Source organism: Pseudomonas sp. GXZC, assembly GCF_026967615.1.
GTDB classification, from domain to species: domain Bacteria; phylum Pseudomonadota; class Gammaproteobacteria; order Pseudomonadales; family Pseudomonadaceae; genus Aquipseudomonas; species Aquipseudomonas azotoformans_A.
This window is the reverse complement of sequence record NZ_CP114115.1, coordinates 6651321-6664265: the sequence shown is the minus strand read 5'-3', so window position 1 is coordinate 6664265 and position 12945 is coordinate 6651321. Positions and strand designations below refer to the sequence as shown.

14 protein-coding genes are annotated in these 12945 nt (G+C 60.9%); 10 read left to right on the top strand and 4 right to left on the bottom strand.

The features are described 5' to 3' along the window. Window positions 1–135 precede the first annotated feature (135 nt). A complete protein-coding gene (locus OZ428_RS31560; RefSeq protein WP_269132252.1) occupies window positions 136–1062 on the top strand; it encodes an SdiA-regulated domain-containing protein in 927 nt (308 codons plus the stop codon). A gap of 121 nt (window positions 1063–1183) precedes the next feature. After that, entirely contained in the window at window positions 1184–2092 is a 909-nt protein-coding gene (locus OZ428_RS31555; protein ID WP_133075492.1) for an SdiA-regulated domain-containing protein, read from the top strand. Here the strand turns inward: OZ428_RS31555 and rpiA are convergent. Then, on the bottom strand, window positions 2079–2753 hold the full coding sequence (rpiA, locus tag OZ428_RS31550; protein WP_033897580.1) for a ribose-5-phosphate isomerase RpiA: 675 nt from the start codon (window positions 2751–2753) through the stop codon (window positions 2079–2081). The two genes, OZ428_RS31555 and rpiA, sit on opposite strands and share 14 nt — an antisense overlap. Before the next feature lie 138 nt (window positions 2754–2891). Here rpiA and ilvA point away from each other — a divergent pair, with 138 nt between their 5' ends. Genes ilvA through OZ428_RS31535 form a run of 3 tightly spaced genes read left to right on the top strand, consistent with a single transcriptional unit; the run spans window position 2892 to window position 5329 of the window. Further along, a complete protein-coding gene (ilvA, locus tag OZ428_RS31545; RefSeq protein ID WP_033897581.1) occupies window positions 2892–4406 on the top strand; it encodes a threonine ammonia-lyase, biosynthetic in 1515 nt (504 codons plus the stop codon). Between the two features lie 41 nt (window positions 4407–4447). Further along, window positions 4448–4861: a DUF2269 family protein gene (locus OZ428_RS31540; protein ID WP_269132251.1), complete on the top strand. Its 414-nt coding sequence runs from the start codon at window positions 4448–4450 to the stop codon at window positions 4859–4861. Continuing rightward, window positions 4862–5329, top strand: coding sequence for a DUF2269 family protein (locus OZ428_RS31535; protein WP_133075490.1), 468 nt, complete (start codon window positions 4862–4864; stop codon window positions 5327–5329). Window positions 5330–5349: 20 nt separating this feature from the next. Here the strand turns inward: OZ428_RS31535 and OZ428_RS31530 are convergent, their stop codons facing one another. Next, on the bottom strand, window positions 5350–6006 hold the full coding sequence (locus OZ428_RS31530) for an HAD family hydrolase (RefSeq protein ID WP_269132249.1): 657 nt from the start codon (window positions 6004–6006) through the stop codon (window positions 5350–5352). 143 nt (window positions 6007–6149) lie between these two features. Here OZ428_RS31530 and OZ428_RS31525 point away from each other — a divergent pair, with 143 nt between their 5' ends. Both OZ428_RS31525 and ptsP read left to right on the top strand, forming a co-directional pair. Further along, complete coding sequence (locus OZ428_RS31525) at window positions 6150–6629, top strand: RNA pyrophosphohydrolase (protein ID WP_003176750.1); 480 nt, start codon at window positions 6150–6152, stop codon at window positions 6627–6629. Between the two features lie 22 nt (window positions 6630–6651). Next, window positions 6652–8931 carry a phosphoenolpyruvate--protein phosphotransferase gene (gene ptsP, locus OZ428_RS31520; protein ID WP_010207299.1) on the top strand — a complete coding sequence of 760 codons (2280 nt, stop codon included), beginning with the start codon at window positions 6652–6654 and terminating at the stop codon, window positions 8929–8931. A 98-nt stretch (window positions 8932–9029) separates the two neighbouring features. Here ptsP and OZ428_RS31515 read toward each other — a convergent pair whose 3' ends face one another. Next, window positions 9030–9776, bottom strand: coding sequence for an NRDE family protein (locus OZ428_RS31515; RefSeq protein WP_133075488.1), 747 nt, complete (start codon window positions 9774–9776; stop codon window positions 9030–9032). Window positions 9777–9896: 120 nt separating this feature from the next. Between OZ428_RS31515 and OZ428_RS31510 the strand changes: the two genes are divergently transcribed. The 3 genes from OZ428_RS31510 (at window position 9897) to OZ428_RS31500 (ending at window position 12457) form a co-directional block, all read left to right on the top strand. Then, complete coding sequence (locus OZ428_RS31510) at window positions 9897–10679, top strand: sulfite exporter TauE/SafE family protein (protein ID WP_133075487.1); 783 nt, start codon at window positions 9897–9899, stop codon at window positions 10677–10679. A 77-nt stretch (window positions 10680–10756) separates the two neighbouring features. Next, window positions 10757–11569 carry a prolipoprotein diacylglyceryl transferase gene (lgt, locus tag OZ428_RS31505; protein WP_133075486.1) on the top strand — a complete coding sequence of 271 codons (813 nt, stop codon included), beginning with the start codon at window positions 10757–10759 and terminating at the stop codon, window positions 11567–11569. 54 nt (window positions 11570–11623) lie between these two features. Beyond that, window positions 11624–12457: a thymidylate synthase gene (locus OZ428_RS31500; RefSeq protein WP_025999960.1), complete on the top strand. Its 834-nt coding sequence runs from the start codon at window positions 11624–11626 to the stop codon at window positions 12455–12457. Here OZ428_RS31500 and cadR read toward each other — a convergent pair whose 3' ends face one another. Next, window positions 12458–12898 carry a Cd(II)/Pb(II)-responsive transcriptional regulator gene (gene cadR / locus OZ428_RS31495; protein ID WP_016979028.1) on the bottom strand — a complete coding sequence of 147 codons (441 nt, stop codon included), beginning with the start codon at window positions 12896–12898 and terminating at the stop codon, window positions 12458–12460. Window positions 12899–12945: the final 47 nt, after the last annotated feature.

The following is a 12945-nucleotide window of genomic DNA, read 5'->3' as shown; positions in this document are numbered from 1 at the left end:
AAGCCCGCTCGCCACGGGCGTTTGGGTGCTTTTGCATTTTTTTCACACGCCATCCGGATAATTCCCAGCCTCTTGCGCGCGGGCCTGTCATTCCTGTGCTATCACCTAACGCTGACTTTCCGGAAAAAGCGCCCAATGGCCGTGTCCTTGCACTCCGCTACACCCAAGCCGCGTTCTCGCTTTGCCTTACGCTGGTATTCCTGGCTGTTGCTGGTGGGGGTGATCTCCTATGGCGTTGCCTGGGCCATGCACTGGGATGATCGCGGTGTGCTGTGGGTGCTGGAGCGTTTTGAAACACCGGCCGAACGCCAGGAAAGCGTCTGGCTGCCGGACTACCAGGCTGTGATCGACGGTAAGCCTTTACCGGGTATGGAGAAGGACGAAGCGTCCGACGTCTCCTACAACCCTCAGACCAAAACCCTGTTTTCCGTGATGGGCAAGAACCCGTTCCTCGCTGAGTTGAGCCTGCAAGGCGACGTGCTGCGCAAGATGCCGCTCAACGGCTGGGATAACCCGGAAGGCGTGACGGTGATGGAAAACGGCCTGATCGCCGTGGTCGATGAGCGCCAGCACACACTGACCATCGTCAAGGTCGATGCCACCACCGTGGCGTTGAACAAGGCCGATTTCCCGAGTTATGACCTGGGCCCGTCCAAGGACCAGAACAAAGCCTTTGAAGCCATCACCTGGGACAAGCGCAACCAGCAACTGGTGCTGGGCGAGGAGCGCCCGCCGGCGTTGTTCACCTGGAAAAGCGACGGCGGCCCAACCCTGTCTGGTGATAAGCAGAAGCTGGCCAGCAAGGAATTGGACATGCGTAACCTCTCGGCCCTGGCCGTCGACCCGCGCACTGGGCATTTGCTGGTGCTGTCGGCCGACTCCCACCTGCTGCTGGAGCTGGACGAGAAGGGCGAGCAAGTCAGCTTCATGACCCTGCTCGGCGGTTTCAATGGTCTCAAACACACCATTCCTCGGGCGGAAGGCGTGACCATGGACGAGAACGGCACGCTGTACATCGTCAGTGAACCCAACCTGTTCTATCGTTTCGAAAAACAGAAATAGCGGACAATTTACGTCGGATATTTCTCTATCAGCGGCATTCGCCAGACACCGGGGCGCGTTTAAGTTTAAATTCAGACAGGCGTGATATTCATTCGCCACTTTTGAATTTGAGCCCCCCCTGATGCGACGACTAGCCCGCCCCAAACCTATGCTCTTTATGCTTGCGCTGATCGTCCTGATCGGCGCTGGGGTCGTTGCGCAGCACTTTCGGCTGTTCGAGCGCGCCTGGTTCAACTGGCAAGTGTGGCGCCAGCCGGCGGACGAACGCTCCATCGGTCTGGCGGATTATCAAGTCGCCGTGGAAGCCCGGGTGATCGACGGTCTCAATGACGATGTCTCAGCCCTCACCTATGACCCCATCCGCAAAAGCCTGTTTACCGTCACCAATCAAAACGCCGAACTGATCGAGCTGTCCCTGGAGGGCAAGATCCTGCGGCGCATTCCTTTGGTCGGGTTTGGCGACGCCGAGGCCGTGGAGTACATCAGCGAGAACATCTACGTCATCAGCGATGAGCGTCAGCAACGCTTGATCAAGGTGCATGTGGACGACGACACCCAATTCCTCGACGCCGCGGATGCGGAGCAGATGACCCTGGGCCTGCATGTGGGTGGCAACAAGGGTTTTGAAGGCCTGGCCTATGACTCGGTGGGCAAGCGCCTGTTCGTGGCTAAAGAGCGCGATCCGATGCTGATCTACGAGATCCATGGCTTTCCCCACTTCAAACCGGAAAAAACCTACTCGGTACACGTGGTCAACAACCCCAAGCGTGATGCCGGGTTGTTTGTGCGTGACCTGTCGAGCCTGCAATACGACGAGCGCAGCGGCCATCTGCTGGCGCTGTCGGATGAGTCATTCCTGGTGCTGGAACTGGATATCGACGGTCGCCCGCTGAGCAGTCTGTCACTGCTGAACGGGCGCCATGGCCTGAAAAAGCGGGTGCCTCAGGCGGAAGGGATCGCGATGGACGATGACGGTAACCTCTACCTCACCAGCGAGCCGAACCTGTTTTACGTGTTCAAGAAGCCTTGAGGGTTTTCACGCCTTCGGCGGTGCCCAGCAACAGCACATCCGCTGGGCGCGCGGCGAACAGGCCGTTGGTGACCACGCCGACGATCGCGTTGATCTGAGTTTCCAGTTCCACCGGATTAGTGATCTGCATGTTGAACACGTCGAGGATGATGTTGCCGTTGTCGGTCAACACGCCTTCGCGGTACACCGGGTCGCCGCCCAGTTTCACCAGCTCGCGGGCCACGTGGCTGCGGGCCATCGGGATCACTTCCACCGGCAGTGGGAACGCGCCGAGTACGGGCACCAGCTTGCTGGCGTCGGCGATGCAGATAAAGGTCTTGGCCACGGCCGCGACGATTTTCTCGCGGGTCAGGGCTGCGCCGCCGCCTTTGATCAGGTTCAGGTGTTCGTCGCTTTCATCGGCGCCGTCGACGTAGAACTCCAGGTCGCTCACGGTGTTGAGTTCGTACACCGGGATGCCATGGCCTTTCAGGCGCGCGGCGGTGGCTTCGGAGCTGGCCACGGCGCCGTCGAACGCGCCTTTGTGCTGGGCCAGTGCGTCGATGAAGCAGTTGGCAGTGGAGCCGGTGCCGACACCGACGATGCTCTTGTCGTCGAGTTTAGGAAGGATTAAATCGACAGCGGCCTGGGCCACTGCCTGTTTGAGTTGATCCTGGGTCATGCGGGCTCCGGAACGGGCGGGGAGTTAACGAGGGGCGCGAGTATAACCCAACAAAACCTCTGGATTCGTGTGGTCGCCCGGCCAAAAGCCGGGTTAGACTCCTTGGCCCTGCCAAACCGTGAAAGTAGATGCCCGCCAATGCTTGAACAGTACGTCAAAAAGATCCTCACCTCGCGCGTTTATGACGTTGCCGTAGAAACCCCGTTGCAGACCGCCCGCCAGCTCTCCGAGCGGCTGGGCAACCAGGTCTGGCTCAAGCGTGAAGACTTGCAGCCGGTGTTCTCGTTCAAGATTCGCGGCGCCTATAACAAGTTGACCCAACTGACGGCTGAGGAGCGCGCACGTGGCGTGGTCACGGCGTCGGCGGGCAACCATGCCCAGGGCCTGGCCCTGGCGGCCAAGGTGCTGGGGGTCAAAGCCACCATCGTGATGCCCAAGACCACCCCGGAGATCAAGGTCGAAGGTGTGCGCTCCCGTGGCGGCAAAGTGGTGCTGCATGGCGATTCCTTCCCGGAAGCCCTGGCCTACTCGCTGAAACTGGTCGACGAAAAAGGCTACGTCTACATTCACCCCTACGATGATCCGCACACCATTGCCGGGCAGGGCACCGTGGCGATGGAGATCCTGCGCCAGCATCCGGGGCCGCTGGACGCGATTTTCGTTCCGGTGGGCGGCGGCGGGCTGATTGCCGGGATTGCGGCGTACGTGAAGTACCTGCGTCCGGACATCAAGATCATCGGCGTCGAGCCGGACGACTCCAATTGCCTGCAAGCCGCGCTGGCGGCAGGCGAGCGCGTGGTGTTGCCGACTGTCGGTATCTTTGCCGATGGCGTGGCGGTGGCGCAGATCGGCCAGCACACGTTTGATATCTGCAAAGACTATGTCGACGAAGTGATCACTGTGAGCACCGATGAAATCTGTGCGGCGATCAAGGACATCTACGACGACACCCGTTCCATTACCGAGCCGGCAGGGGCATTGGGTGTGGCGGGGATCAAGAAGTACGTCGAGACCCGTGGCGTCACCGGGCAGACCCTGGTGGCGATCGACTCTGGCGCCAACGTCAACTTCGACCGCCTGCGCCATGTGGCCGAGCGCGCCGAGTTGGGTGAGGGCCGCGAAGCCATCATCGCCGTGACCATCCCCGAGAAACCTGGCAGCTTCAAGGCGTTCTGCGAGGCCGTGGGCAAGCGCCAGATCACCGAATTCAACTACCGCTTCCACTCCGGCAGCGAGGCGCACATCTTTGTCGGCGTGCAGACCCACCCGGAAAACGACCCGCGCAGCGCGCTGATCGCCAGTCTCACCAGTCAGGGTTTCCCGGTGCTGGACCTGACCGAGAACGAACTGGCCAAGCTGCACATCCGCCATATGGTCGGTGGCCATGCGGCCCACGTCAGCAATGAAGTGGTGTTTCGCTTCGAATTCCCGGAGCGTCCGGGGGCCTTGTTCAACTTTCTTAACAAATTGGGCGGGCGCTGGAACATCTCGATGTTCCACTATCGCAACCACGGTGCGGCCGACGGCCGTGTCGTCGCTGGCCTGCAAGTGCCGGCGGACGAGCGTCACCTGGTACCGGCGGCCCTGGAAGCCATTGGCTACCCGTATTGGGATGAAAGCGATAACCCGGCCTACAAACTGTTCCTCGGTTGAGCGACTACGCTGATGGGGGCGGCCTTTAAGGAAGACGAGACATGGAAACCCTGATCACCCTGAAAGTTATCCACATCGCGGCCACGGTATTGCTGCTGCTTAGCGGCCTGGGCCTGGCGATACTGGCCTGGCGCAAACGCAGCGCGGGCCCCGCGGTGACCGTGCGGCGCCCCTGGGCGTTCGTCTGGTTGTTGATGGGCGTGTGTGTGGTGAGCATGCCGTTTACCGGCTGGTGGCTGGTGCACCTGATCGGCTGGCCGCTGGGGCAGACCTGGATCCTGGGTTCCAGCCTCCTCTATACCGTGGCGGCGCTGGCCTGGTTCTGGCTGGTGGCGCGCCTCAATCGCCTGCGCAAGGGCGAGGGCGGTAGCCTGAACTTCACGCTGGTGCTGGCGGTGGTCAGCCTGGTGGGGTTCGTCGCGATTGCCGGGTTGATGGGTGCCAAGCCCGTCTAGATGAGCGCTTACCTGCTGCTGAAAACCCTGCATATCCTGTCGTCGACCGTCCTGTTCGGGTTGGGCGCGGGCTCGGCTTACTATGCGCTGCGCGCCTGGCGCACGGGCAATGTGGAAGTGATCGCCGCGACCTTCAAGCACCTGGTGTTCGCCGACTGGGCGTTTACCGCGACCACGGCGGTGTTCCAGCCGTTGAGCGGGATCGGCTTGATGCACCTGGCAGGGTGGTCGTTGCAGCAGAGTTGGTTGCAGTGGACGTTCGGTTTGTATGTGTTGGCGGGGATCTGCTGGTTGCCGGTGGTATGGCTGCAGATTCGTGTGCACACGATGGCAGAGCAGGCGCTGCGGGACGGCACGGCGATGCCGATCAAGGCCGCGATCTATATGCGCTGGTGGTTTGGCCTGGGGTGGCCGGCGTTTTTGGCGTTCATGGTGATTTTTTATCTGATGGTGGCCAAGCCGATGTAGGGCTTGACCACCACTGATCATCAGCTTCGCAATGTGATCACCGGCCAGCCACGCTTCTCGGCTTCAGCCCGTAGATTCGGATCCGGATCCACCGCCACCGGGTGAGTCACCTGCTCCAGCAGCGGCAGGTCATTCATCGAGTCGCTGTAGAAGTAGCTGTCTTCCAGGCTATACCCGGTCTCTTCCAGCCAACGGCTCAAGCGCGTCACCTTGCCCTCGCGAAAGCACGGCACATCAGTGCTGCGCCCGGTGTAGCGGCCGTTTTCCATCTCGCACTCGGTGGCGATCAAGGTTTCCACGCCCAGGCGTGCGGCAATTGGCGCGGTGACGAAACGGTTGGTGGCGGTGATGATCACCAGCTTGTCACCGGCGGCGCGGTGCTTGGCCAGCAGTTCGGCGGCCAGGGGCAGCATCAGCGGCTCGATGCAGTCGCGCATGAAGTCGTGGTGCCACTCGTCTAACTGAGCCATCTCGGTGCGGCCAAGAATTTCCAGGCTGAAGTTCAGGTAGGCGGCGTTGTCGAGCTTGCCGGCCAGGTAATCCTGGTAGAACTCGTCGTTGCGGGCCTTGTAGGCGATCGGGTCGAGAATCCCGCGTTCACAGAGGTAATCGCCCCAGGCGTGATCGCTGTCACCGCCGAGGAGGGTGTTGTCCAAGTCGAATAAAGCCAGGCGCATTGCAGTTACTCGCTGAAATGTCTGTAAAAAGGCGTCCAGAATACGGTCTTTTCACAAGAGTGCACATAAGGTAAGAAGCCTCGTTGCCGCTTCATCAACCTTTGTGGAACAATGCGGCGACATGCGTTTGCGAGGTTGTTGCCGTGATCGACCCCGATGGTTTCCGTCCTAATGTCGGGATTATTCTTACGAATGATGCCGGACAGGTGCTATGGGCTCGCCGAATCAACCAAGATGCCTGGCAGTTTCCTCAAGGCGGAATCAACCCCGACGAAACCCCTGAAGACGCCTTGTACCGTGAGTTGAATGAAGAAGTCGGCCTTGAGCGCGAAGATGTACAGATTCTGGCCTGTACCCGTGGCTGGTTGCGCTATCGTTTGCCGCAACGCCTGGTGCGTACCCACAGCCAACCGCTGTGCATCGGCCAGAAGCAGAAATGGTTTCTCCTGCGCCTGATCTCCAACGAGCAGCGGGTGCGGATGGATTTGACCGGTAAACCGGAGTTCGATGGTTGGCGCTGGGTCAGCTATTGGTATCCGTTGGGCCAGGTGGTGACATTCAAGCGCGAGGTTTATCGTCGCGCTCTCAAAGAGCTTGCCCCGCGCCTTTTAGCGCGCGACTGACGACGGAGTTCGACCCCGAGCCATGCTCAATACGCTGCGCAAGATCGTCCAGGAAGTTAACTCCGCCAAGGATCTCAAGGCGGCGTTGGGGATTATTGTGTTGCGCGTCAAGGAAGCCATGGGCAGCCAGGTCTGCTCGGTTTACCTGCTGGACCCCGAGACCAACCGTTTTGTGCTGATGGCCACCGAGGGCTTGAACAAGCGCTCGATCGGCAAGGTCAGCATGGCGCCCAATGAAGGTCTGGTGGGCCTGGTGGGGACGCGTGAAGAACCCCTGAACCTTGAAAACGCGGCCGATCACCCGCGTTATCGCTACTTTGCCGAAACCGGTGAAGAACGTTACGCCTCGTTCCTCGGTGCACCGATCATTCACCACCGCCGTGTCGTCGGCGTGTTGGTCATTCAGCAAAAAGAACGCCGCCAGTTCGACGAAGGTGAAGAAGCCTTTCTCGTGACCATGAGCGCGCAGCTCGCAGGCGTAATCGCCCACGCTGAAGCCACCGGCTCGATTCGCGGCCTGGGGCGTGAAGGCAAGGGCATCCAGGAAGCCAAGTTCGTCGGCGTGCCGGGTTCGCCGGGCGCGGCTGTCGGTACGGCGGTGGTCATGTTGCCGCCGGCAGACCTGGATGTGGTGCCGGACAAGACCGTCAGCGACATCGACGCTGAAATCAAACTGTTCAAGACCGCCCTCGAAGGCGTGCGCGCCGACATGCGCAACCTGTCGAACAAGCTGGCCACTCAGTTGCGCCCCGAAGAGCGCGCACTGTTCGACGTGTACCAGATGATGCTCGATGACGCGTCGCTGGGTAACGAAGTCAAGACCGTGATCAAGACCGGCCAGTGGGCCCAGGGCGCGCTGCGCCAGGTGGTCACCGATCACGTCAATCGTTTTGAAATGATGGACGACGACTACCTGCGCGAGCGGGCCTCGGATGTGCGCGACCTCGGTCGCCGCCTGCTGGCCAAGCTGCAGGAAGACCGCACCACCAACCTGGTCTACCCCGACAACACCATCCTGGTCAGTGAAGAGCTGACCGCCACCATGCTCGGCGAAGTGCCAGAGGGCAAGTTGGTGGGCCTGGTCTCGGTACTGGGTTCGGGTAACTCCCACGTCGCGATCCTGGCGCGTGCCATGGGCATCCCGACGGTGATGGGCCTGGTCGACCTGCCGTACGCCAAGGTCGACGGCATCGGCATGATCGTCGATGGCCATCGCGGTGAAGTGTTCACCAACCCCAGCGAAGTGTTGCGCAAGCAATACGCCGAAGTGGTGGAAGAAGAGAAACAACTGGCGCTGGGCCTCGATTCGTTGCGCGAGCTGCCTTGCGTGACCACCGATGGTCATCGTGTGCCGTTGCTGGTCAACACCGGCCTGCTGGCCGACGTGGCCCGGGCGCAACAGCGCGGCGCCGAAGGGGTGGGGCTGTACCGCACCGAAGTGCCGTTTATGATCAACCAGCGTTTCCCGAGCGAGAAGGAGCAGCTGGCGATTTATCGCGAGCAACTGCAGGCCTTCCATCCGTTGCCGGTGACCATGCGCAGCCTGGATATCGGCGGCGACAAGTCACTGTCTTATTTCCCCATCAAGGAAGACAACCCCTTCCTGGGCTGGCGCGGCATTCGCGTAACCCTCGACCACCCTGAAATTTTCCTCGTACAGACCCGCGCCATGCTCAAGGCAAGCGAAGGCCTGAACAATCTGCGCATCCTCCTGCCGATGATCTCCGGCACCCACGAGCTGGAAGAGGCGCTGCACCTGATCCACCGCGCCTGGGGCGAAGTGCGCGATGAAGGCGCTGACGTACCGATGCCGCCGATTGGCGTGATGATCGAAATCCCGGCGGCGGTGTACCAAGCCAAGGAACTGGCGCGGCAGGTGGACTTCCTCTCGGTGGGTTCCAACGACCTGACCCAATACCTGCTGGCCGTGGACCGTAACAACCCACGGGTCGCCGACCTCTACGACTACCTGCACCCGGCGGTGCTGCAAGCCCTGCAACACGTGGTGCGCGACGCCCATGCCGAAGGCAAGCCGGTGAGCATCTGCGGTGAGATGGCCGGCGACCCGGCGGCGGCAGTGCTGTTGATGGCGATGGGTTTTGACAGCCTGTCGATGAACGCCACCAACTTGCCGAAAGTGAAGTGGATGTTGCGCCAAGTTGAGTTGAGCATGGCCAAGGATCTGCTGGCGGAGTTGATGACCATCGACAACCCGCAAGTTATCCACAGCTCGTTGCAGTTGGCGCTGAAGAATCTGGGGCTGACCCGGATGATCAACCCGGCCTCGGCGAAAACCCTCTAGACCGAGTCGTCTTCATCGCAGGCAAGCCAGCTCCCACAGGGGAATGCATTCCAAATGTGGGAGCTGGCTTGCCTGCGATAGCGGTCGCTCAGGCGCCGCTAAATGCTCAGTTCTACCTCGCCAAGTCGCCCACCATGCGGCCCAAAACTGCGCTCCACCATCCGCCGTGTGCCGTCGGCATTCACAATCAATGCCGTACTCGCCCTCGTCCCATAACTGGGGCTGGCAATAAACACGCTCGATAACAAACTCTCCGTCGCCAACCCCACGCCGGTATCCGGCAGGTCTGCAAACGGCGCCGTCTGCGGGTCGCTCAATATCTCCAGCAACGCCTCCGGCTGCGGATCATCCAGCACCGCACTCAACGCCGCCTTGGCCTTGAGCAGCTTGGGCCACGGCGTATCCAGCCCGGCGTTGGACAACCCATACACCCCAGCCTCCAATCGCGTCGGCTCAGTGTGGTTGGCGTTGTAATGCCACAGCTCATCGCGCGTGCCCACCAGCAGGTTAAACCCGGCATATTCAATCGAACGGCCGTTAACGTCGGCCAAATATTGTTCAATCGGCAGCGAACCGTTGAGAAAACGCGCCACTAACTCGCCACGGGATTTGCGCGCCGGTGGTTGATGCGGGTCACGGATATTGGTCAGGGCGGCAAAGCGCCCATCGGCATTCACTCCCAACCAGGTACCACCGGCTTCCTGATCGCGGCCGGCGTAGACCTCGGGCGCATCCAGCCACTGGGCCAGCGGCAGGCTGGGGCGGGCGTAGAACTCATCGCGGTTGGCCGCGACGATCAGCGGCTGGGCGTGGCCCGGCCGCCAGGCGAAAACAATCAGGCACATCAGGCGATCCCTTTTGTGTTTTTAGCCACTCTACCCACTCAAGCCGAGGCGTTCCATCGTATCCAGTTGGGTCGCATGCCTTCCATCCGTTAACATGCCGGACTTGGTTCGGGGGCTCCCATGGAATTTCTGCTGTATTTGCTGCTCGGCGCCTGTGCGGGTGTACTCGCCGGGCTGTTTGGCGTGGGCGGCGGGATCATCATCGTGCCGGTGCTGGTGTTCAGCTTCACCTTGCAGGGCTTCGACCCGCAGGTGCTGACCCACCTGGCTGTGGGCACTTCGCTTGCGACCATCATCTTTACCTCGGTGAATGCCGTGCGCGAGCATCACCGGCGGGGCGCGGTGCGTTGGCCGATCTTTGTGTGGATGACCGTGGGCATCCTGATCGGCGCAGGCTTTGGCGCACTGACCGCCGAGGCGATTTCCGGCCCGCACCTGCAAAAGATCATCGGCGTATTCGCCTTGCTGGTGGCCGTGCAACTGGCACTGGACGTCAAGCCCAAGGCCAGCCGAACGGTGCCGGGCAAGTTTGGCTTGACCGTCGCCGGTACGTTTATCGGCTGGGCCTCGGCGATTTTCGGGATTGGCGGCGGCTCGCTGACAGTGCCGTTCTTGACCTGGCGCAGTGTGCCGATGCAACAGGCAGTGGCCACTTCATCGGCCTGCGGCCTGCCGATTGCGCTGGCCAGTGCATTAAGTTTCATGATTCTGGGCTGGCATGACCCGCTGTTGCCCGCTCATAGTCTAGGGTTCGTGTATTTGCCGGCGCTGCTGGGCATTGCCCTGACCAGCATGGTGTTTGCCCGCTTCGGCGCACGCTTGGCACATCGATTGTCGCCGCGTCTGCTCAAGCGCTTGTTCGCCGGGCTGTTGTTCTGTGTCGGTCTGAACTTTTTGCTTTAAAGAATTTGAATAATGCAGGCTTAATCGCGGCCCGGCATGGTCCGGGCGCTATAACGAATGATTAACGAGGAGTCGCAATGCTGCCTTACCCGCAGATCGACCCGGTGGCCCTGGCCATCGGTCCGCTGAAAATCCACTGGTACGGGTTGATGTACCTGATCGGCATCGGCGGTGCCTGGTTCCTGGCTTCCCGTCGCCTGAACCGGTTCGACCCGACCTGGACCAAGGAGAAACTCTCCGACCTGATTTTCTGGCTGTCGATGGGGGTGATTGTCGGCGGACGCCTGGGTTATGTGCTGTTCTATGACCTCTCCGCGTACATCGCCAACCCGACGCTGATCTTCGAGGTGTGGAAGGGCGGCATGGCGTTCCACGGCGGCTTTATCGGCGTGATGATCGCCGCCTGGTGGTTCGGTCGCCGCAACGGCAAGTCGTTCTTCCAGCTGATGGACTTCGTCGCACCGATGGTACCGATTGGCCTGGGCGCCGGGCGTATCGGCAACTTCATCAACGCCGAACTGTGGGGCAAGCCGACTGACGTGCCGTGGGCCATGGTGTTCCCGCCGTTCAGCGACCCGGCGCAACTGCCGCGCCATCCGTCGCAGCTTTACCAGTTCGCGTTGGAAGGTGTGGCGCTGTTCCTTATCCTGTACCTCTTTTCGCGCAAACCGCGCCCGACCATGGCGGTTTCCGGCATGTTCGCGCTGTTCTACGGGATCTTCCGCTTCATCGTCGAGTTCGTGCGCGTGCCGGATGCACAGCTGGGCTACCTGGCGTTCGGTTGGGTGACCATGGGCCAGATCCTTAGCTTGCCGATGATCCTCGGCGGCCTGGGCTTGCTGTGGTGGGCGTACAATCGCCCGCAACCTTTGAAGAACACCGCGCTTTAAATTCGAATGCCGAGGCGGTTGCGCAGCCTCGGCTTCAACGATACGGGTAAAAAAATGAAGCAATATCTCGAACTGCTGAACGACGTCGTGACCAATGGATTGACCAAGGGCGATCGCACCGGCACCGGCACCAAGGCCGTGTTTGCCCGTCAGTATCGGCATAACTTGGCCGACGGCTTTCCGCTGCTGACCACCAAGAAGCTTCACTTCAAAAGCATCGCCAACGAGCTGATCTGGATGTTGAGCGGCAACACCAACATCAAATGGCTGAATGAAAACGGCGTAAAAATCTGGGACGAATGGGCCACCGAAGACGGTGACCTAGGCCCGGTGTACGGCGAACAGTGGACCGCCTGGCCGACCAAGGACGGCGGCACGATCAACCAGATCGACTACATGGTCCACACGCTGAAGACCAACCCCAACAGCCGGCGCATCCTGTTCCACGGCTGGAACGTCGAGTACCTGCCCGACGAGACCCAGAGCCCGCAGGAAAACGCACGCAACGGCAAGCAAGCCCTGCCGCCGTGCCACCTGCTGTACCAGGCGTTTGTGCACGACGGTCACCTGTCGATGCAGTTGTATATCCGCAGCTCCGACGTGTTCCTCGGCCTGCCGTACAACACCGCCGCGCTGGCCTTGCTCACCCATATGCTGGCCCAGCAGTGCGACCTGATCCCTCACGAGATCATCGTCACCACCGGCGACACCCATGCTTACAGCAATCACATGGAACAGATCCGCACCCAGCTGGCGCGCACGCCGAAGAAGCTGCCGGAGCTGGTGATCAAGCGCAAACCGGCATCGATCTACGACTACAAGTTCGAAGACTTCGAAATCGTCGGTTACGACGCCGACCCAAGCATCAAGGCCGACGTGGCGATCTGATCAATGCCCATGGCTGCGCCCTACATGTGAGGGCTCAGCCTCGCTGGCTGCCACACTCCCGCTGACTTCCAGCCGCTGCAAAATCCCACACTCCGGCCCGCCACCACAACGTTGGCGCAGGTCCAGCAATTGCTCTTGCAACGCCAACAGCCCATCGATCCGCGCTTTCACATGGTGGATATGCTCGTCGATCAACGCATTCACGTTTTCGCACTGGTCCTGGGGACTGTCGCGCAAGCCCAGCAGGCTGCGGATTTCTTCCAGGGTCATGTCCAGGCTGCGACAGTTGCGGATAAACACCAGTCGCTCGGTGTGCGCCTGGGTGTACACGCGGTAGTTGGCGTCGGTGCGCGCCGGGGGCGGCAGCAGGCCTTCCTTCTCGTAGTAACGGATGGTTTCCACCGGGCAGTCGGTCAGTTTGGCCAGTTCGCCGATCTTCATCGCAGCAATCTCCAAATGGGTGCTTGACCCTATAGTGGCTACAGGGT

Excerpts from the sequence above, each read along its gene's own strand:
- OZ428_RS31530 (WP_269132249.1), bottom strand. The coding sequence starts at position 6,006 with ATGCGCCTGGCTTTATTCGACTTGGACAACACCCTCCTCGGCGGTGAC.
- OZ428_RS31510 (WP_133075487.1), top strand. The coding sequence starts at position 9,897 with ATGGAATTTCTGCTGTATTTGCTGCTCGGCGCCTGTGCGGGTGTACTC.
- OZ428_RS31535 (WP_133075490.1), top strand. The coding sequence starts at position 4,862 with ATGAGCGCTTACCTGCTGCTGAAAACCCTGCATATCCTGTCGTCGACC.
- OZ428_RS31515 (WP_133075488.1), bottom strand. The coding sequence starts at position 9,776 with ATGTGCCTGATTGTTTTCGCCTGGCGGCCGGGCCACGCCCAGCCGCTG.
- rpiA (WP_033897580.1), bottom strand. The coding sequence starts at position 2,753 with ATGACCCAGGATCAACTCAAACAGGCAGTGGCCCAGGCCGCTGTCGAT.
- OZ428_RS31500 (WP_025999960.1), top strand. The coding sequence starts at position 11,624 with ATGAAGCAATATCTCGAACTGCTGAACGACGTCGTGACCAATGGATTG.
- ptsP (WP_010207299.1), top strand. The coding sequence starts at position 6,652 with ATGCTCAATACGCTGCGCAAGATCGTCCAGGAAGTTAACTCCGCCAAG.
- OZ428_RS31540 (WP_269132251.1), top strand. The coding sequence starts at position 4,448 with ATGGAAACCCTGATCACCCTGAAAGTTATCCACATCGCGGCCACGGTA.
- cadR (WP_016979028.1), bottom strand. The coding sequence starts at position 12,898 with ATGAAGATCGGCGAACTGGCCAAACTGACCGACTGCCCGGTGGAAACC.
- OZ428_RS31555 (WP_133075492.1), top strand. The coding sequence starts at position 1,184 with ATGCGACGACTAGCCCGCCCCAAACCTATGCTCTTTATGCTTGCGCTG.
- ilvA (WP_033897581.1), top strand. The coding sequence starts at position 2,892 with ATGCTTGAACAGTACGTCAAAAAGATCCTCACCTCGCGCGTTTATGAC.
- lgt (WP_133075486.1), top strand. The coding sequence starts at position 10,757 with ATGCTGCCTTACCCGCAGATCGACCCGGTGGCCCTGGCCATCGGTCCG.
- OZ428_RS31560 (WP_269132252.1), top strand. The coding sequence starts at position 136 with ATGGCCGTGTCCTTGCACTCCGCTACACCCAAGCCGCGTTCTCGCTTT.